The sequence below is a fragment of the Desulfovibrio porci genome (assembly GCF_009696265.1).
GTDB classification, from domain to species: domain Bacteria; phylum Desulfobacterota; class Desulfovibrionia; order Desulfovibrionales; family Desulfovibrionaceae; genus Desulfovibrio; species Desulfovibrio porci.
In genome coordinates this window covers 1-17,670 of the sequence record NZ_VUMH01000011.1, presented here as the reverse complement: position 1 = coordinate 17,670, position 17,670 = coordinate 1, and the positions used below count along the sequence as shown (strand labels likewise).

The 17,670-nt window shown below is 61.6% G+C and carries 19 protein-coding genes; 18 read left to right on the top strand and 1 reads right to left on the bottom strand.

Annotation, left to right across the window (positions count from 1 at the left end):
• The first annotated feature begins 96 nt into the window (after window positions 1-96).
• The 9 genes from FYJ44_RS10645 (at window position 97) to FYJ44_RS10605 (ending at window position 6,730) form a co-directional block, all read left to right on the top strand.
• Window positions 97-390, top strand: a complete 294-nt coding sequence (locus tag FYJ44_RS10645; protein ID WP_154511928.1) for a helix-turn-helix domain-containing protein — start codon at window positions 97-99, stop codon at window positions 388-390.
• A gap of 127 nt (window positions 391-517) precedes the next feature.
• Entirely contained in the window at window positions 518-2,029 is a 1,512-nt protein-coding gene (locus FYJ44_RS10640; RefSeq protein WP_154511926.1) for a glutamate synthase-related protein, read from the top strand.
• Window positions 2,030-2,192: 163 nt separating this feature from the next.
• Window positions 2,193-3,197: a methionine ABC transporter ATP-binding protein gene (locus tag FYJ44_RS10635; RefSeq protein ID WP_154511924.1), complete on the top strand. Its 1,005-nt coding sequence runs from the start codon at window positions 2,193-2,195 to the stop codon at window positions 3,195-3,197.
• On the top strand, window positions 3,190-3,852 hold the full coding sequence (locus FYJ44_RS10630) for a methionine ABC transporter permease (RefSeq protein ID WP_154511922.1): 663 nt from the start codon (window positions 3,190-3,192) through the stop codon (window positions 3,850-3,852). Before FYJ44_RS10635 ends, FYJ44_RS10630 begins: the two co-directional genes overlap by 8 nt.
• A 59-nt stretch (window positions 3,853-3,911) precedes the next feature.
• Window positions 3,912-4,712 carry a MetQ/NlpA family ABC transporter substrate-binding protein gene (locus FYJ44_RS10625; RefSeq protein WP_154511920.1) on the top strand — a complete coding sequence of 267 codons (801 nt, stop codon included), beginning with the start codon at window positions 3,912-3,914 and terminating at the stop codon, window positions 4,710-4,712.
• A 260-nt stretch (window positions 4,713-4,972) separates the two neighbouring features.
• Window positions 4,973-5,287 carry an ElaB/YgaM/YqjD family protein gene (locus FYJ44_RS10620; RefSeq protein ID WP_154511918.1) on the top strand — a complete coding sequence of 105 codons (315 nt, stop codon included), beginning with the start codon at window positions 4,973-4,975 and terminating at the stop codon, window positions 5,285-5,287.
• Between the two features lie 8 nt (window positions 5,288-5,295).
• Window positions 5,296-5,580: a phage holin family protein gene (locus FYJ44_RS10615; RefSeq protein WP_288230850.1), complete on the top strand. Its 285-nt coding sequence runs from the start codon at window positions 5,296-5,298 to the stop codon at window positions 5,578-5,580.
• The gene (locus tag FYJ44_RS10610) at window positions 5,544-5,798 is read left to right on the top strand and encodes a hypothetical protein (RefSeq protein ID WP_154511916.1); all 255 of its coding nucleotides are present in this window, start codon (window positions 5,544-5,546) and stop codon (window positions 5,796-5,798) included. The genes FYJ44_RS10615 and FYJ44_RS10610 overlap by 37 nt, the downstream gene beginning before the upstream one ends.
• A 338-nt stretch (window positions 5,799-6,136) precedes the next feature.
• Window positions 6,137-6,730, top strand: a complete 594-nt coding sequence (locus FYJ44_RS10605) for a hypothetical protein (protein WP_154511914.1) — start codon at window positions 6,137-6,139, stop codon at window positions 6,728-6,730.
• Window positions 6,731-6,751: 21 nt separating this feature from the next.
• On the opposite strand, the gene FYJ44_RS10600 is transcribed toward FYJ44_RS10605, so the two are convergent.
• Window positions 6,752-7,861 carry a TOBE domain-containing protein gene (locus tag FYJ44_RS10600; RefSeq protein ID WP_154511912.1) on the bottom strand — a complete coding sequence of 370 codons (1,110 nt, stop codon included), beginning with the start codon at window positions 7,859-7,861 and terminating at the stop codon, window positions 6,752-6,754.
• 137 nt (window positions 7,862-7,998) lie between these two features.
• On the opposite strand from FYJ44_RS10600, the gene modA reads away from it, so the two are divergent.
• The 9 genes from modA to FYJ44_RS10555 all read left to right on the top strand — a co-directional run bounded on the left by modA (window position 7,999) and on the right by FYJ44_RS10555 (window position 17,578).
• Window positions 7,999-8,751, top strand: coding sequence for a molybdate ABC transporter substrate-binding protein (gene modA / locus FYJ44_RS10595; RefSeq protein WP_154511910.1), 753 nt, complete (start codon window positions 7,999-8,001; stop codon window positions 8,749-8,751).
• A 243-nt stretch (window positions 8,752-8,994) separates the two neighbouring features.
• Window positions 8,995-9,681: a molybdate ABC transporter permease subunit gene (modB, locus tag FYJ44_RS10590; protein WP_154511908.1), complete on the top strand. Its 687-nt coding sequence runs from the start codon at window positions 8,995-8,997 to the stop codon at window positions 9,679-9,681.
• Window positions 9,678-10,526 carry an ATP-binding cassette domain-containing protein gene (locus tag FYJ44_RS10585; RefSeq protein ID WP_154511906.1) on the top strand — a complete coding sequence of 283 codons (849 nt, stop codon included), beginning with the start codon at window positions 9,678-9,680 and terminating at the stop codon, window positions 10,524-10,526. Before modB ends, FYJ44_RS10585 begins: the two co-directional genes overlap by 4 nt.
• A gap of 397 nt (window positions 10,527-10,923) precedes the next feature.
• Entirely contained in the window at window positions 10,924-12,663 is a 1,740-nt protein-coding gene (xsc, locus tag FYJ44_RS10580; RefSeq protein ID WP_154511904.1) for a sulfoacetaldehyde acetyltransferase, read from the top strand.
• Between the two features lie 106 nt (window positions 12,664-12,769).
• A complete protein-coding gene (gene phnX, locus FYJ44_RS10575) occupies window positions 12,770-13,603 on the top strand; it encodes a phosphonoacetaldehyde hydrolase (RefSeq protein ID WP_154511902.1) in 834 nt (277 codons plus the stop codon).
• 476 nt (window positions 13,604-14,079) lie between these two features.
• Window positions 14,080-15,432: an SLC13 family permease gene (locus FYJ44_RS10570; protein WP_154511900.1), complete on the top strand. Its 1,353-nt coding sequence runs from the start codon at window positions 14,080-14,082 to the stop codon at window positions 15,430-15,432.
• A 19-nt stretch (window positions 15,433-15,451) separates the two neighbouring features.
• Window positions 15,452-16,297 carry a fumarate hydratase gene (locus tag FYJ44_RS10565; protein ID WP_154511898.1) on the top strand — a complete coding sequence of 282 codons (846 nt, stop codon included), beginning with the start codon at window positions 15,452-15,454 and terminating at the stop codon, window positions 16,295-16,297.
• A gap of 13 nt (window positions 16,298-16,310) precedes the next feature.
• Window positions 16,311-16,874, top strand: a complete 564-nt coding sequence (locus FYJ44_RS10560) for a Fe-S-containing hydro-lyase (protein WP_154511896.1) — start codon at window positions 16,311-16,313, stop codon at window positions 16,872-16,874.
• Between the two features lie 74 nt (window positions 16,875-16,948).
• A complete protein-coding gene (locus FYJ44_RS10555; protein ID WP_154511894.1) occupies window positions 16,949-17,578 on the top strand; it encodes a succinate dehydrogenase/fumarate reductase transmembrane subunit in 630 nt (209 codons plus the stop codon).
• Window positions 17,579-17,670 lie beyond the last annotated feature (92 nt).

The window sequence follows — 17,670 nt, the reverse complement described above, 5'->3', positions numbered from 1 at the left end:
ATTACCGGCAGGCGCATGTTTGCGGCACATGTTCGCTTGCCAGATATCCGTATAAATATACGGATATCATGTCAAGGGCCGCGCTATGGTTTAGCTATGGAAAAAATTCCCACATTGCACTGGGCAGTGGCAGCCGTAGTCCACCGGCTGCGGCGCAGGGCCGGGCTTTCACAGGGGCAGCTGGCCGGACTGGCCGGGCTTTCCGAAGACTATATCTCCGGCATGGAGCGCGGCATCCAGTGCGGCTCGCTGACCGCCATAGTGCATATCGCGTCGGCCCTGCGCATGGAGGCGGTGGAACTGGTGCGCCTGATTGAGGCCGAGATGGGCGCCGGTCCCCATCCGCCGGGACGCGGGGCGGGCAAGCCGCCCAAGCGGGAAAAGAAATAGCCGGAGGAGAAAGATCGTCCGACGGGTCACGCTAAAACCACAGTTTCCTGTAAGGAAAAGATAGCGTATGCTGCGACCAACGTCGTGATCCGCATTTTCCTTCCTTCCAACCGCAAGGAGACGCGCCATGTCTTTTCATCCCGGCATCGCTTCCAGTTTCAACGAAACCAAAACCCGCAGCCACAGCCTGTCGCCGCAGAGCGGCATGTGCGCCTTCTGCGCCGCCGACTGCCCCGGTACCTGTGAGATCGGGTTGTCCGCCGTGCTGGGCGCGCAGAGCGTCTATCCCACCACCACGGGCAACAATCAGATCGCCTCGGAGAAGGATTATCCGCTGGACTACTCCCACTTCAACATCAACGGCCGCGTCTTCGGGGCGCGGGGCGTCCCGGCGGAAGCGGATCAGGCAGCCATTTTCAACGTCAGGCTTGAGCGCACGCTGGGACGGCGGCATCCGGTCAAAATCGCCCTGCCCGTGCTTCTGCCCGCCCTGCTGAAGATGAACTGGCAGGATTATTTCGCCGGGGCCGCCATGGCCGGGGTGTGCTGCGTCATCGGCGAGGGGTCGCCCTCCAAGGATCCCGCGCTGAAGATGCGGAACGGGAAAATTGCGGAATTTCCTTATCTGAACGAAATCATGGACGCCTTCCGCCGCTATTACCGGGGCTATGGGCAGATCGTCCCGCAGGCCAATTTCGAGGAGGACGCCCAGGGCCTGCCCGAATACGCCGTCAGCAACTGCGGGGCCGAGGCCATTGAATTCAAGTTCGGCCAGTCCGCCAAGGGCACTCAGCCTGTGACCCGGCTCAAGGACTATGCGGCCGCGCTGCAAAAGAAAGAGGCCGGGGCCCTGGTGCATCCGGACCCGGCGGACCCGGCCGTCCGGGCCGCTGCGGAGCGGGGCGAAGCGCCCAATTTTTACGTCTACGGCCGCCTGCCCATGTGGGACGAGGATTATCTGATCCCGCGCATCGCCCGGCTTCGGGACATGGGCCTGAAGAACGTCTATTTCAAGATGACCGGTTTTGACCCTGTGGATATCGAGCGTGTGCTGCGTATTGCCGCGGCCGCCGAAGTGGATGTGGTCACCTTTGACGGCGCGGGCGGCGGATCGGGCTACAGCCCCTGTAAGATGATGAACGAGTGGGGCCTGCCCACCGTGCCCCTGCAAAGCGTGGTTTGCAGCATCGCCCGCCGGCTGGGCCGGGAAGGCCTGGAACTGCCCTCCCTGGTCATTGCCGGAGGCTTCGCCACGGAGGATCAGGTCTTCAAGGCCCTGGCTCTGGGCGCGCCGTATTTCCAGGCCGTGGGCCTCTGCCGCGCGGCCATGGCCGCCGCCAACAGCGCCAAAAAGGTGAGCGAGCAGATCGAGGCGGGCAACATTCCCGCGCATCTCAGGAAGTTCGGGGACAGCAGGGAAACGCTTTTCGCCGACCTGCCCGATCTCAGGCATTTGTACGGCAAGCAAGCGGACAGTTTTTCCAGCGGGGCCGTCGGCGTGTTCTCTTACCTCAACCGCATTGCCATGGGCCTGCGCCATTTCGCGGCCCTGAACCGCAAGTTTGACGTGAATCTGCTGGGGCCGGACGATCTGATCCCGCTGACCCGCGAGGCCGGGGAACTGGTGCGGGAGAGGTAGGGGGACGGGCTTTCTTTTTGCCGGAGAGGCGCGGCGGGGCCGCCGGAAAGCGTCCCGCCGCCTCTTTGCGCCTGCGGCAAAATATGCTATCATACTGCCTCCATTCCGGCGGGGGCCTGGGCGCTCCACCTTTCCGGAACGGCAGCGCCACGGCGGAGGCACTATGGCTGACGGTCCCATTATCAGTATCGAAGGGCTGGAAAAACGCTTTTCCGGCAAGAATACCGATGTATTCGCCCTGCGCGGCATTGACCTTGCCATCGGCCGGGGGGACATTTTCGGCATCATCGGCAAGAGCGGCGCGGGCAAGTCAACCCTGGTGCGCTGCATCAACATGCTGGAGCGCCCCACGGGCGGCAGCGTCTTTTTTGAAGGCAGGGACCTCTGCCGTCTGCCCGAAGCCGCGCTGCGCGAGGCGCGGCGCGCCATGGGCATGATTTTTCAGCAGTTCAACCTGCTCATGCAGCGCACAGCCCTGCAAAATGTCTGCTTTCCCCTGGAACTGGCGGGCGCGCCCAGAGACGAGACCCGCAAGCGGGCCGAAGAACTGCTGGACATGGTGGGCCTTGCCAACCGTATGGACGCCTATCCCTCGCAGCTGTCCGGCGGCCAGAAGCAGCGCGTGGCCATTGCCCGCGCCCTGGCCACCAAGCCGCGCGTGCTGCTCTGCGACGAGGCCACCTCCGCTCTGGACCCGGCCACCACGGATTCCATTCTGGCCCTGATCAAGGACATCAATGTCCAGCTCGGCATCACGGCCGTGGTCATCACCCACGAGATGAGCGTGATTGAAAAGATCTGCAGCCATGTGGGCATCATCAGCAAGGGCAAAATCGTCGAACAGGGCCTGGTGGAAGAGGTCTTTTTCCATCCGCAAACCGAGGCGGCCCGCCGTCTGGTCCTGCCCGACGCCCTCCGCAAACTGCCGCAGCCAAACCTGTACCGTCTGATCTTCAACGGCCGCTCCTCCCTGGAGCCGGTCATCGCCAACATGGTGCTGGAATGCGGCTGCCCGGTGAACATCATGTACGCCGACACCCGCGACATCAACGGCGTGGCGTTCGGCCAGATGGTGCTGCAACTGCCCGAGCGGGAGAAATCCCGCACGCGGATCATGGCCTACGCCAGGGCGCATTCCATCATGCTGGAGGAAATGAAGCATGTTTGACCAGCAGACCGTTGAAATGCTGCTCGTGGGCGTGTGGGACACGCTCTACATGACCGTCGTGGCCACCTTCTTTTCCTATGTCTTCGGCATGATCATGGGCGTGGTGCTGGTCGTCTGCCGCAGGGACGGCATCCGGCCCAACGCGCTTGTCTACAACGTGCTGGACGTGGTGGTGAATCTCACCCGCTCCTTCCCCTTTCTGATTCTGATGATCGCGGTCATCCCCTTCACGCGCTTTCTGGTGGGCACCACCATCGGCAACAACGCCACCGTGGTGCCGCTGGTGCTGGCCGCCGCGCCCTTTGTGGCCCGCCTGGTGGAATCCTCCCTGCTGGAGGTGGACCACGGCGTGGTGGAGGCCGCCCAGAGCATGGGGGCAAGCACCTGGCAGATCATCGTCAAGGTGCTGCTGCCCGAGGCGCGGCCCTCGCTGATCAACGGCAGCGCCGTGTCCGCCATCACCATCCTCGGCTATTCGGCCATGTCCGGGGCCGTGGGCGGCGGCGGGCTGGGCAAGCTGGCCATCATGTACGGCTACAACCGCTATCAGACCGATATCATGGTCATCACGGTGGTGCTGCTGATCATCATCGTGCAGGCCTTTCAGAGTTTCGGCAACTGGGCCACGCGCCGCAGCGACAAGCGCGGTTCGTAGAGCCCGCCCCGGCACGGCTTCACAGCCTCGCATCAACCTTTTACACGAGGACAGAACCCATGAAAAAACTGCTTCTGGTTTTTGCCGCCCTGCTGGGCACGGTTTCGCTGGTCTGCAACGCCCAGGCCGCGGGCGTCATTACGGTGGGGGCTTCCCCCACGCCCCACGCCGAAATCCTTGCCGAGGCCGCCAAGCTGCTCAAACCGCAGGGCTATGAGCTCAAAATCGTGGAATATTCCGACTACGTGCAGCCCAATGTGGCTCTGGACAGCAAGGAACTGGACGCCAACTACTTCCAGCACAAGCCCTATCTGGACGACTTCAACGCCCAGAAAGGCACCAGACTTGGCTCCATGGGGCCGGTGCACTATGAGCCCTTCGGCATCTATGCGGGCAAGAGCAAGAGCCTCAAGGACCTCAAGAACGGCGCGCTGGTGGCTGTGCCCAACGACGCCACCAACGAGGGCCGCGCCCTGCTGCTCATGCAGGACGAAGGCCTTGTCAAGCTGAAGAAGGACGCCGGTCTGACCGCCACCCGGCGCGACATCGTGGAGAATCCCAAAAAGCTCAAGATCGAGGAGATCGAGGCCGCCCAGCTGGTGCGCTCCCTGCCCGATGTGGACATCGCCATCGTCAACGGCAACTACGCCATTCTCGGCGGCCTGAAAGTGGCCGACGCCCTGGCCGTGGAAGCCGCCGACTCCATGGCCGCCGCCACCTACGCCAATATCCTGGCCATCCGCGCGGGCGACGAGAAGCGTCCCGAGCTTCAGGCCCTGTACAAGGCCCTCACCAGCCCCGAAGTGGCCGCCTTTATGAAAAAGAAATACGCGGGAGCGGTGCTGCCTTCCGTGAAGTAGGTTTGCCTGCCTTTTCTCCCCTGATTTAAAATAAAAAAGGCTTACGAGCGTATCGTAAGCCTTTTTTTGTGGCTGGAAATCAGCGAAACACTCCTGAATGAGCGGTCATCCGGCTTTTATACAGGGTAAATTTACGGAATGCCGTCGGCCTGCGAATTGTCATCTTTCCGGTAATGGGATACCCATAAAGACGGATGGATCAGAAATGCTCTGTCCCCTACATTAAACGAAAGGGCGCTGCCCGAACAGGAGATATTCTCATGGCTGAAAAAAATGAAGAAAGCATCGACGCGTTGCGGGATGAACTGAACACACTGCGCAATCAGATGGAAACGCTGGTGAAATCTCTCGGCGAAAAGGGCGAGGAAGCCTCCTCGGATATGGTCGCCAAGCTGGAGAAAGAGCTGGAGCATTACCGGAAACTGGCTGCCGACAAGATGCACAAGGCGTATGAAGCCGGAAGCGCGGGCATTGAACAGGTGGGCGAGCAGGTGCGCCGTAATCCCGTGGCAAGCCTGCTTGCCGCCTTTGGCGCGGGTTGCGTGATTTCCTGGCTGTTCCGCCAGTACAGGTAAGCTCCGGCGTGAAGGGTCTGGCTGAACTCATCATCAGTTTCTTTGACCTGCTTGAGGCCGAAGGGCAGCTCCTGCAGCGCAATGTCCTGCGCACCTTGCGCATGGCGCTGCTGTTTGCGCTGGGGTTGCTCTTCGGCGCGGCGGGGTTGGCTTTTTTTGTGGCGGCGCTGTACAACGCTCTCTCATATGTCCTGGACCCGGCCTGGGTGCTGTGCATTATGGGAATAGTCTGTGCGGGCATTGCCGGAGGCTTGTTATGGATGTCGCTTCCCGGGAAAAAACAGACCCCGTAGGAGAGGCCAAACAGCGTTTGCGTCTGGTTTCGGCTCAGTTCGATCCCTTGGGCTTTGTCAAAAGAAGACCCTTGCGCGCCGCTGGTGTCGCATTTCTGGCCGGTCTGATCTGGACTTCGTTGCGTCGCCGTGACAAGGCGACGGCGAGTCTGTTGCCCCTGGCCGTGCAGATGGCGGGCCTCGCGGCACGCTGGGGTCTTGCGGCCAGACAACGGTGAACATGAGTGAAGTTACAAAAAACGAATAGCTATCAGCAAGCCGCCTTGGCGGCGTGCCGAGATCAACCATAAAAAGGCCTGCGATACCCTCGCGGGCCTTTTAACTTAAGCAGCAGCTCCTAGCTGATTGTGCAAATGGCGGGAGAAAATTACCTGTTATTTTAGTAAAAGTTGGACATGCTATGTTTTTAACATAAAATTTACTGAATTTTAAAAATCAATATGTTATAACTATTTTATTTATATGATAAAATAGTTATTAAAATTTATTCAATATGCAGATATACAAATAATTACCCTTATGTTAATCGAATGTAATATAGATAATGGAAGTCAAGATGAAATTATTTATTTTACTTTCATTTGTAACATTGCTTTCTGCCTGCGACATATTTCCTGGTGCCGCATACCGTGCGCAATACATCCCCGAACTCGTGAATAATTCCAAAGAAAGTATGAGCGTGTATCTTATATTTCAAGAGATTCGCGACGATGGATTCCTTGCCGTTTATCATAAAAAACTGACACCTGGCGGCTCCATCCCCGTTTGGTTGAACAACTACGATGGCTTTGGCTATGTATTGGGATCTTATGAATTTAGAATAAAAGAAGTTTTTGTGGCAAAAGAAAGTGAATGTTTAGACGAGATTCAGAAATACAGAGCAAAGGGCGATCAAAACAACAGCTATTTTAAAACGAAAGAAAAACTGGATATGTTTTTAGCTTCATGCCCTACGCTTTTTAAATTTTCTGAAAAAGATATATATGATATTTGGAAAGGGCTTCCCCGGCAGGGAAGATCATGCATCCTGCTTAACTCGGACAAGACGGTGAAGGCCATTACCGTCGACGCGGTTAGGGCCTGCGGGAACGACCAAAGGCGGCCTGTTGATCCGAAGGGATCTCAGACATCAAGCACAAAAGTGCGCTAGCTGTTGGCGAGTTTCCGAACCTTAATCCAGGCTCAGGATCACCGAGAACGCCTTGAAGGATACCGTGATCGTGTCTCCGGCGCGCAGGGGCGCGTTCGTGTCCGGGTTTTTGCTTTGCAGGGCGCAGATCTGGCTGCCTTCGGGCAGAGCGGCCAGGATTTCCATGACCATTCCGTCCTCGCGCACCCGCTCCACCACGGCGGTAAAGCGGTTTTCCGCGCCGGAGGCGGCGGCCGGCGCGCCCGTTTCGACCATCACCCAGGGGGCCTTGACGCTGGCGTTGACCAGTTTGCCTTCCTCCAGGGCCAGGCTGCGGTAGCTTTCATCCGTAATCAGAGCCGCCACGCGCAGGCCCCCGGCGGTGCTCAGAATGACCTCCACCAGCAGGCCGGACTGGCGCAGCGAGACGATCCGCCCCTGGAAGACGTTGCGGGCGCTGGTTTTCATGGGTCGCTCCCTTTGCAGTTGTTCGCGCAGCAGGCGTTGCGCCCCCTGCGGATCGTAGCGCACAATGCCGCTTTGGCCGGGCCCGGCGCGCCGCCCCAGAAAAATATCCACCACCGGCAGGGGCAGGCCCTGACGGCCCAGTTCCAGAGCCCGGCTGTGGCGCAGGCTGCGCGCGCTGAGCAGGCCCTTGGGCAGGCCGCAGGCCGCGCCGCACTCTTGCAGGCTGCGCCGCACATAGCTGGCGTCGCAACGCATCGGCTCCCGCCCTGCCGGGAACAGGCCGGGGTCTTCCAGCACCCGCCGCAGACGGCGGCTTACGGCCAGGGGCAGGGGCACTGTGCGGGCGCACGGCCCCTTCACCCAGATGACCCCCTCCTGTAAATCCAGATCCGGCGAGTCCAGGGCGAAGATCTCCACCAGACGCAGAGCCGCGTAGCGCAGCAGCATGAAAATCAGCCACATGCGCAGGCGGGGGCGCTTCTCACGCGGTCCGCGCGCTGCCGCGGCCCGCTCCCAGAGCCAGGATTCCGCGCTCAGCAGTTCCTGCGGGCTGATCCGGCCGGTATCCTGCAGCAGTGCCGCGGAATCCCGGCGCAGCAGGCGCTGGCGCAGCCAGGCCATGTCGGCGGCGGAGAGCGAGCGCAGGAGCGTCGCCAGTTCTTCACGCTTTAGTGTTTTATCCATGCTTTTTCCGCATTTTTTCCTCCTTATACAGGCAGATCGTCGGCTTTGTACAGTGTTCACGTTTTTGCCGTAAAACGTGAGCGTCTTGCCTGCCCGCGCCGCTGGGGTAGAGTGACACCAACATGGAGGAAACAGACATGAAAACGCCGTTCCTTTCCCGCATCCTTCTGACCCTGGCCTGCGTCGGCCTGTTGGCCGCGCCCGCCAAAGCCGCTGAAATGACCATTTCCGGGGCGGCCAGCCTGACCAACGCCTTTACGGAGCTCAAGGGATTGTTTGAGAAACAGCATCCTGGCCTGACGGCGCACGTCAATTTCGCGGCCTCCAATCCGCTGCTGAAGCAGATTCAGGAAGGCGCGCCCGTGGACGTCTTCGCCTCCGCCGATCAGGCCACCATGGACAAGGCCGTGGCCTCCAAGGTGGTGGACCCGGCCACGCGCAGGGATTTCGCCCTCAACGACCTTGTGCTCATCGTGCCTGCGGGCGGCAAGAAGCCCGCTGATCTGGCCGATCTCAAGAATTTCAAGCGCATCGCCGTGGGCAATCCCGACTCCGTGCCCGCCGGTCGTTACGCCCGTGAGGCCCTGACCACCGCCAAGCTCTGGGACGTCCTCCAGCCCCAGGTGATCCAGGGCGCCAGCGTGCGCCAGGTGCTGGACTACGTGGCGCGCGGCGAAGTGGACGCGGGTTTTGTTTACGGCACGGACGCCAAACAGCAGGCCGCCAAGGTGGACGTGGTTATGGTTGTGCCGGGCCACACGCCCGTGCTCTATCCCATCGCCGTGGCTACAACGGGCAAGAATCCCAAGATGGGCCAGGCCTTCCTGGACTTCGTGCTGTCGCCGGAAGGGCAGGCTGTGCTTTCCAGATACGGCTTCTCCAAACCATAAGGGCAAACCGGTTCTTTTGCCTTCCGGCTGCGTCAAAGCGCGTTTTTTGCTCCGGTCGGGTAGGATAAGACTGCACTCCCGTCGCAAAAAATACGTTTTCCTTGCCGGAAGGCAAAACTCCTCGGTTTGCCGGGATGGTGGGCAAGACCTCTGGAGCGTTGCATGATGGAAAACGCTTCGGTTTGCTTTTTCAACTAAGAATACCGCGGTGTCATGTTGCTCAGCACGCAGGGTGGCGGTCACATGGATTTTGATCAAATTTCCATTCTGAGTCCGCTGGAGCTTTCCCTACGGGTGGCGGGCCTGGCGACCCTGATTTCCTTTGTGGCGGCCACGCTCATGGCCTGGCTGCTGGCGCGGAAGAGGGGCCCCCTGCCCGCGCTGCTGGATGCGGTCTGCACCTTGCCGCTGGTACTGCCCCCCACGGTGCTGGGCTATTATCTGATCCTGCTGGTGGGGCGGCGCGGTCTGCTCGGCCAGTGGCTGGCCGATGTGGGCATCAATTTGATTTTTTCCTGGCAGGGGGCGGTGGTGGCGGCCACGGTGGTGGTCTTTCCCCTGATTTACAAATCCGCGCGCGCGGCCCTGGAGCAGGTGGACCCTCATCTGGAGAACGCGGCCCGCACCTTGGGCTCTTCGGAATGGCGGGTTTTTGTGAGCGTGTCTCTGCCCCTGGCCTGGAAGGGCATTTTCGCCGGGCTGATGCTGGCCTTTGCGCGCGGCATGGGCGAGTTCGGGGCCACGCTGATGATCGCGGGCAACATTCCCGGCAAGACCCAGACCCTGGCCCTGGCCATTTACGACGCCTTTCAGGCCGGCAACGACGCTCAGGCCGTCTGGCTGGTGGTGATCACCTCCGCTGTCTGCGTCAGCCTGCTGATGGCGGCGGAATTGCTCCTGAAACTGAAATGGAAAAGGCGGTCCCGATGATTTCCCTGCGCCTGCGGAAAACCTTTCGGAATACGGACACGCCCTTCAGCCTGGATGTGGCCTATGAGATCGGCGGCAGCCAGAAGCATGTGGTGCTTTTCGGTCCTTCCGGTTCGGGCAAAAGCCTGACGCTGCAATGCCTGGTCGGGCTTACCCGTCCGGATTCCGGATACATCCGTCTGGACGAACGCGTCTTGTACGACGGCGCGGCCAGGGTCTGCGTGCCCGCCCGCCGCCGCCGCATCGGCTTCATGTTTCAGGATTACGCGCTCTTCCCGCATCTGAGCGTGCTTCAGAATGTGGCCTATGCCCGCACCGGCTGCTGGCCCTGGCGGATTTGTGCGGCGGAGCGGGCCAAGGCCCAGGCCATGCTGGAGCGCTTCGGCATCGGGCATCTGGCCCGGCATCTGCCCGTCCAGCTCTCGGGCGGCCAGCGTCAGCGCGCGGCTCTGGCCCGCGCCCTCAACGCCGATCCGCAACTGCTGCTGCTGGACGAGCCTTTTTCCGCCCTGGACCCGTTGCTGCGCGAGCGCCTGCGGGAGGAACTGCTGGAACTGCTGGCCGATCTGACCATCCCCGCCGTGATCATCACCCATGACCCCGACGATGTGGACGCCTTTGCCGGCGGTCTGATTCTCTACAACCACGGCCGCGCCCGTCAGGTGCCGGATTACCAGCGCTTGCGGCGTGATTTCGCCACGGCCGGGCAATGTTTGCGGCATTTGCAGGAAGAAGAGGGCGGGTTGCTCCCGCGCTGCCGGTCCGTGCCCGCGGCGGTCTTTTCCGGCGCGCTCACGCCGCGCCCGGTTTCCGCGCGGATCGGGGACGCGGCACGGTCACATTGAAATTTGGTCCGGGCCATCGGGGTCCGGGCCGAAGGAAGCGCGCCGCCGTCGCGACTCCGGCGGCGCGCTTTATTTTTGCGATGCCGGAAACTGTCCGGACTGTCCGACTTTCTGAACACTTTTGACGGACACTGTTTGAATTTTCGGACAGTTTTTTGACCAAAACGCAGCCCCGCCGTGCGGCCCCGCAGAAAGAATGATGAAATCAAGGCGGATACAGACGGAATCCGTCCGGCACGCAATTTGCTACTTATGTCACAAATTTCGGGTGTTCTCAGGTCCCGCTGACCGTTCTTTCTCCTCTCCCGCTTTCTCCGACGTGCCACGGAGGCGGACAAGAGGGACAGACGGTTGCGGATTGCAAGCATTCAAACAGCGCGAAAGCAAAGGAGCAACTATGCCTAAAATGACTCCCAGTGAGGCCATGGCCGAAGTCCTGGTGGAAGAAGGCGTTAAACACGTCAGCGGTATTCTCGGTTCCGCCTACATGGACCTGCTGGACCTTTTCCCGGCCGCGGGCATCGACTTCATCTCCGTGCGTCATGAGCAGACCGCCGGTCACATGGAAGACGCCTTCTGCCGCATGACCGGCAAAGCCGGCGTGGTCATCGGCCAGAACGGCCCCGGCATCACCAACTATGTGACCGCCGTGGCCACCGCCAACATGGCCCACACCCCCATGATCATCATTTCGCCCAGCGCCGGTTCCGCCTCCGTGGGCTGGGACGGCTTCCAGGAATGCGACACGTGGAACCTGTTCAAACCCATCACCAAAGCCTCCCTGCGCGTGCCTCATCCCAACCGCGCCGGTGACATCCTGCGCACCGCCTTCCGCGCCGCCTACGCCATGCGCGGCCCCGTGCTGGTGGACGTGCCCCGCGACTACTTCTACGGCGAACTGAATGAAGAAATTCTGAAACCCTCCCAGTACCGTGTCGCCCCCGGCGGCATCGGCAACCCGGAAATGTTCAAGCACGCCGTTGAAGTGCTCAAGGCCGCCAAGAATCCCGTGATCGTGGCCGGTCGCGGCGTGGTCGACGCCGACTGCGTGGAGACCGTGAAAGCCCTGGCCGAGCACATCGGCGCGCCGGTGGCCTGCAGCTACCTGCATAACGACGCCTTCCCGGCCGACCATCCGCTGTGGTGCGGCCCCATCGGCTACATGGGTTCCCATGCGGCCATGCGCCTCATGGAAAAGGCCGACGTCATCCTGGCCATCGGCAGCCGCCTGTCCTACTTCGGCACCCTGCCCCAGGACGGCATCAACTACTTCCCCAAGACGGCCAAGATCGTCCAGATCGACATCAACCCCATGCACATCGCCAAGACCCACCCCATCACCGTGGGCCTGTGCGCCGATGCCAAGGACGCTTCCGAAGAGCTGTACAAGCAGCTGCGTGACGCCATGCCCAAGAAGGACATCACCGCCGTCGCCAACAAGGTCAAGGAAGAACTGGCCATCTGGCAGAAGGAAATCGACGAGATCGCCAACGAGCCGGTGATGGAAGGCCGCATGCATCCCCGCAAGGCCCTGGAAGTGGTCGGCAAGTTCGTGTACGACAACGACGCCATCGCCACCACCGACATCGGCAACACCTCCTCCACGGCCAACAGCTACCTGCGTTTCCGCAATCCGAAACGCGACATCGCCACGTTGACCTTCGGCAACACCGGTTTTGCCTATCAGGCCGCTCTGGGCGCGCAGCTCGCCTGCCCGGACAAGCCGGTCGTCTCCATCGCCGGCGACGGCGCCTGGGGCATGAGCCTGTTTGAAGTGCCCACCGCCTGCCAGTTCAACCTGCCGGTCATCGCCACCGTGTACAACAACGGTGCCTGGTGCGCGGAAAAGAAGAACCAGGTGGACTTCTACAACAACCGTTTCGTGGGCGCGGACATCTGGTCCAAGTCCTACGCCAAGATCGCCGAATCCATGGGCGCCGACGGCTACACCGTCAATACCCAGGCCGACCTGGCCAACGCCCTGGAAACCGCCCATAAGAACCGCCGTCCGGCCGTCATCGAAATCATGACCGACGGCACCCGCCTTGCGCCGCCCTTCCGTCGCGACGCTCTGGCGCTGCCTACCCGCTTCCTGCCCAAGTACGAAAAGCTGGACAAGAAGTACTTCCCCAAATAAGTGACTGTTGACTGAATGCCTCCCCGCCGGTTTTTCCGGCGGGGAGGGTCACCGTGGCGCGGGGGATTTCCCCGCGCTTTTTTTCGCACTCGAAAGGGAGCAGTCTATGAAGCCTTTTTTGCGCCGCACGGCATATACAGGGCCGGTGCAGGCCGTTATTCTGGATTGGGCCGGTACGGCGGTGGACCACGGTTGTCGGGGACCGGTGGCTGTTTTTTCGCGCGCCTTTGAGCGCCACGGCATCACGCCCGAGGTGGCCGAGGTGCGCGCGCCCATGGGCCGGGAAAAGCGCGAACACGTGCAGACCATGCTGGCCATGCCGCGTCTGGCCGGGCTCTGGCGGGAAGGGCACGGCGGCGAACCCGACGAGGCCGCCACGGACACGATTTTTGCCGCCGTGCAGGAACTGATGCCTGAAACCCTGGCCGACTACGCCACGCCCGTGCCGGGCTGCGTGGAAGCCATCGCGGCCCTGAGGGCCAAGGGCGTCAAGATCGGCTCCTGCACCGGCTACAGCCGGGACATGATGGTGCGGCTTATGCCGCGTGCCGAGGCGGCGGGCTACAAGCCCGACGCCGTGGTTACGGCTGACGAGGTTCTCCAGGGCCGCCCCTGGCCGTGGATGTGCTACCTCAACTGCATGCGCCTGGGTGTGCATCCGCCGGAAGCGGTGGTCAAGGCCGGCGACACCTTGGCCGACGTGGAGGAAGGCATCAACGCCGGGCACTGGAGCGTGGGCGTGACCCGCACCAGCAACGCCCTGGGCCTGACCGCCGAGGAAGCGGCGGCTCTGCCCGCCGACGAGCTGTGCCGTCGCGAGGAAGAACTGGGCCGCGCCTTCCGCGAGGCGGGCGCGCACTACGTGATTTCCAGCATCGTGGATCTGCCCGCTCTGGTTGATGTGATCAACGCGCGTCTGGCGCGCGGCGAACGCCCGTAATTTACATTTTTAATCGTCTTCTGAAGATTGCGCTGAGCCCGGCCGGAATTTTCCGGCCGGGCTTTTTGCGTCCGGAAGCCGCCAATTTTTCAGCGCGTTTTTTTCCAAGATGACTGTGGCGGAATGTTTTCACAAGGCCCGTGTATGCTTCCGTAGACAAGGATGACTTTACTTTTGATACCAAAGTCTCTGATAAATTGGTATCAACTGTATTAAGCGTGGAGACGAATTGTGATTTTTTACGCAACCTATGGATTTATAAAATTTTTTCACCTTCCCGTGCGAGATGTTTGAAAAAAATGTGAAAATTGAGCAGTCATTCAACAAATGGCGGTTGTCAGTATTGTTGCCATATGTAATGCTTTTCCATCTTTCTATAGTCTTTCCGGCCCGCAGTGTGCCGGAAGCCGTGTGGAACCCCGTTTACGGCACGCGCGCGGGGACGCCTTCAACTCTGAAACTTTGGAGGTTGACGGATGAAACGGTTTTTGTTCCCTGCAGTCTTGCTGCTGGTTCTGTCGGCTGTGCTGGTGGGGCAGGACGCTCTCGCCGGCACGGGTATGGGCATAAAACTGCCTGAAGATCCCACCAAGGCCTATATCACCTTGGGCATCCTGGTGGTGGCGGCCATCATGTTCTTCACCGAAATCGTTCCTCTGCCCATCACCGCCCTGCTGGTGCCGGTGGCTCTTTCCCTGACCAAGGTCATCACCTCCAAGGTGGCGTTCAGTTACTTCGGCGATCCCACGGTCATTCTGTTCATGGCCATGTTCATCGTGGGCGAAGCCACGTTCATCACCGGTTTCGCGGACAAGGTCGGCGCGCTGGCCGTGCGGCTTTCCAAGGGCAATACGGTTCTGCTGCTGGTCTACACCATGGCCGTCGTGGGCCTGCTCTCCACCGTGCTTTCCAACACCGGCACCACTGTGGTGGCCGTGCCCATGATCCTCGGCATGTGCATCAAGGCCAAGCTTGCGCCGGGCAAGGTGCTCATGCCCGTGGCTTTCGCCTCCTCCCTGGGCGGCACCGTGACCCTGGTGGGTACGCCGCCCAACGGCATCATCAACTCCATGCTGGCCCAGACCGGCCAGGCGCCGTTCAGCTTCTTCGAGTTCGGCCTGATCGGCGTGCCGCTGCTGGTGGCGGGCCTGGTGTACTACGGCCTGATCGGCCACCGCTTTCTGCCCGAAGGCCGCCAGATGGACGACGATATCGTCACCGAGGGTCAGACCCGCCGCGAAAACAAGATGTACCACTCCATCCTTATTTTCGCCTTTGTGGTCTTCATGATGGCCAGTGAGCTCATGCCCCTGACCACCGCCGCCATCCTGGGCGCCTGCCTGATGGTCATCACCGGCTGTATGACCATGCGCGAGGCCTTCCGCAGCGTGGACTGGACCACAATCTTTCTTTTCGCAGGCATGCTTTCCATGTCCGCGGCCATGGCCAAGTCCGGCGCGGCGGCCATTGTGGCCAACGCCGTAGTGAGCATGGTTTCCGACCCCTGGATGCTCATGCTGGTCTGCTGCGCTCTTACGGCCCTGATCACCAACTTCATGTCCAATACGGCCACGGCGGCGCTCATGGCTCCGCTGGCCCTGCCCATCGCCCTGGCCAGCGGCATTTCGCCCCTGCCCATCACCATGGGCATCGCCATGTCGGCCTCGGCCTGCTTCCTGACGCCCATCGCCACCCCGCCCAACACCATCGTGCTCGGGCCGGGCAAGTACAGCTTCCTGGATTACGTCAAGGCCGGCTGGCCCCTGCAGTTGATCACGCTGCTGATGTGCTGGCTGCTCATTCCCATGATCTGGCCCTTCCATCCGTAGGCTGCCGGGAGAAGCGAACATGAAGGAAATTCACGTCACTGCCGTCAGCGAGGCCGTGGCCGCGCTGGCCGTGCAAGCCTGCTGCCGCCTGCCCGGCGACATGCTTGAAGGCCTGCGCGCGGCCCGCGCGCAGGAGCCTTCGGCGGTGGGCCGCAACATCCTGGACCAGTTGCTGGAAAACGCGGACATCGCCGCGCGCGAGGAAATGCCCATCTGCCAGGACACAGGTCTGGCTGTGGTTTTCGCCGACCTGGGACAGGACGTGCATATCGTGGGCGGCGGCTTTGAGGACGCCGTCAACGAAGGCGTGCGCCGGGGCTATGTGGACGGCTATCTGCGCAAATCCTGCGTGGCCGAACCCCTGTTCGAGCGCAAGAACACCAGGGACAACACGCCTGCGGTCATCCATACCCGCATCGTGCCCGGCGACAGCCTGCGCCTACGCCTGGCCCCCAAGGGCGCGGGTTCGGAAAACAAGAGCGTGCTGAAAATGCTGGTGCCCGCCGACGGCATTGAAGGCGTGCGTAAGGTGGTTCTGGACGCGGTGCTGGCCGCCGGGCCCAATTCCTGCCCGCCCATGGTGGTCGGCGTGGGCCTGGGCGGCACCATGGAAGTGGCGGCCCTCTGCGCCAAAAAAGCCGCCGCGCGCGACCTGGAAAGCGTCAATCCTGATCCGCGCTATGCCGCCTTTGAGCGGGAGCTGCTGGAAATGATCAACAGGACCGGCATCGGCCCGCAAGGGCTGGGCGGCCTGACCACAGCCCTCAAGGTGCATGTGGAGTGGGCCCCCACCCACATCGCCTCCCTGCCGGTGGCCGTGAATATCAACTGCCATGCGGCCCGCCACGCGGAAGTCGTGCTGTAAAAGGAGGACGGACATGTCCGACGATCAGGTCAAACGTATCCGCGCTCCCTTTGACGACATTACGGCGCGCTCCCTGCGGGCCGGCGACCGGGTGCTGATTTCCGGCACTATTCTGGCCGCGCGCGACGCGGCCCACAAGCGCCTGGTGGAGACCCTGGACCGGGGCGAGCCCCTGCCCGTGGATCTGCGCGGCGCGGTGGTCTACTACGTGGGCCCCTCGCCCGCCAAACCGGGTCAGGTCATCGGTGCGGCCGGGCCCACTACCTCAGGCCGCATGGACGCCTACACCCCCCGCTTGCTGGATCAGGGCCTCCGGGGCATGATCGGCAAGGGGTATCGCAAGCCGGAAGTGGTGGAAGCCATGAAAAAGCACGGCGTGCCCTATCTGGCGGCTGTGGGCGGCGCGGGCGCGCTTATCACCCGCAGCATTAAAAAGTACACGGTGCTGGCCTATGAGGATCTCGGTCCCGAGGCCGTGGCCGCCATGGAAGTGGAGGATTTTCCGGCCATTGTGGTCATCGACTGCCTGGGCGACAATTATTACGAAACGGGCCAGGCCCCGTACCGGCGTTTGTGACGGCGCATCCGCGCGGGCCGTGCCCCGGCGCTTTCCTTGTCTGGAATACGGAATACTTTTGTAAAGGAGTTGATATGGCACCAAGCAGATCCCCTGCCGACGCCCGGACCCGCCTGGATTTCTGGCAAGCCGCGTCCGGCGCGCTGCTGGCCCTTTTCGTCTGTGTCCATCTGATTCTGGAGGGCAGCGTGGTGCTCAGTCCCGCGCTGACCAACGGCATCGCCTGGCTGCTGGAGGCCACCTTCCTGACCCAGGTCGTAGCCCCGGTCATCATCCTGCTGGTGGTCTTCCACTTCTGGATCGCGGCCCGCAAAATGCCCTTCCGCGCCAATGAGCTGGCTATTTTCGTGCGCCACAGCCGCAGCCTGCGCGAGGCCGATACCTGGCTCTGGCTGGTGCAGGTCTTTACGGCCGTGGTCATTCTGGTGGGCGTGTTCTTCCACGTCTATACGGTGATGACCAACCTGCCCATCAATGTGGCGGGCAGCGTCAAGCGCCTGCACGACGGCTGGCTGGCCTTTTATGTGGTCTTTCTGCCCTGCGTCATCCTGCACACGGGCATCGGCGTCTACCGCCTGGCCGTGAAGTACGGGGTGTGCGTCAAGGCCGCGCGCGACCGCTGGCGCAAGTGGATATGGATTGTCATGGGCTGTTACCTCGTGCTCGGCGCGCTGGCTCTGGCCCGCGTCTGGTTCCTGGGATAGGGGGTGCGTATGCGTGTTTTTCAAAGTGATGTTCTCTGCATGGGCGCCGGTCTGGCCGGGGAGCGCGTGGCCGTGGAAGCCGCGCAGGCGGG

Excerpts from the sequence above, each read along its gene's own strand:
- FYJ44_RS10620 (WP_154511918.1), top strand. The coding sequence starts at position 4,973 with ATGGCTGAAAAAAATGAAGAAAGCATCGACGCGTTGCGGGATGAACTG.
- xsc (WP_154511904.1), top strand. The coding sequence starts at position 10,924 with ATGCCTAAAATGACTCCCAGTGAGGCCATGGCCGAAGTCCTGGTGGAA.
- phnX (WP_154511902.1), top strand. The coding sequence starts at position 12,770 with ATGAAGCCTTTTTTGCGCCGCACGGCATATACAGGGCCGGTGCAGGCC.
- FYJ44_RS10605 (WP_154511914.1), top strand. The coding sequence starts at position 6,137 with ATGAAATTATTTATTTTACTTTCATTTGTAACATTGCTTTCTGCCTGC.
- FYJ44_RS10635 (WP_154511924.1), top strand. The coding sequence starts at position 2,193 with ATGGCTGACGGTCCCATTATCAGTATCGAAGGGCTGGAAAAACGCTTT.
- FYJ44_RS10630 (WP_154511922.1), top strand. The coding sequence starts at position 3,190 with ATGTTTGACCAGCAGACCGTTGAAATGCTGCTCGTGGGCGTGTGGGAC.
- FYJ44_RS10640 (WP_154511926.1), top strand. The coding sequence starts at position 518 with ATGTCTTTTCATCCCGGCATCGCTTCCAGTTTCAACGAAACCAAAACC.
- FYJ44_RS10565 (WP_154511898.1), top strand. The coding sequence starts at position 15,452 with ATGAAGGAAATTCACGTCACTGCCGTCAGCGAGGCCGTGGCCGCGCTG.
- FYJ44_RS10585 (WP_154511906.1), top strand. The coding sequence starts at position 9,678 with ATGATTTCCCTGCGCCTGCGGAAAACCTTTCGGAATACGGACACGCCC.
- modB (WP_154511908.1), top strand. The coding sequence starts at position 8,995 with ATGGATTTTGATCAAATTTCCATTCTGAGTCCGCTGGAGCTTTCCCTA.
- FYJ44_RS10570 (WP_154511900.1), top strand. The coding sequence starts at position 14,080 with ATGAAACGGTTTTTGTTCCCTGCAGTCTTGCTGCTGGTTCTGTCGGCT.
- FYJ44_RS10625 (WP_154511920.1), top strand. The coding sequence starts at position 3,912 with ATGAAAAAACTGCTTCTGGTTTTTGCCGCCCTGCTGGGCACGGTTTCG.
- FYJ44_RS10560 (WP_154511896.1), top strand. The coding sequence starts at position 16,311 with ATGTCCGACGATCAGGTCAAACGTATCCGCGCTCCCTTTGACGACATT.
- FYJ44_RS10600 (WP_154511912.1), bottom strand. The coding sequence starts at position 7,861 with ATGGATAAAACACTAAAGCGTGAAGAACTGGCGACGCTCCTGCGCTCG.
- FYJ44_RS10610 (WP_154511916.1), top strand. The coding sequence starts at position 5,544 with ATGGATGTCGCTTCCCGGGAAAAAACAGACCCCGTAGGAGAGGCCAAA.
- FYJ44_RS10645 (WP_154511928.1), top strand. The coding sequence starts at position 97 with ATGGAAAAAATTCCCACATTGCACTGGGCAGTGGCAGCCGTAGTCCAC.
- modA (WP_154511910.1), top strand. The coding sequence starts at position 7,999 with ATGAAAACGCCGTTCCTTTCCCGCATCCTTCTGACCCTGGCCTGCGTC.
- FYJ44_RS10555 (WP_154511894.1), top strand. The coding sequence starts at position 16,949 with ATGGCACCAAGCAGATCCCCTGCCGACGCCCGGACCCGCCTGGATTTC.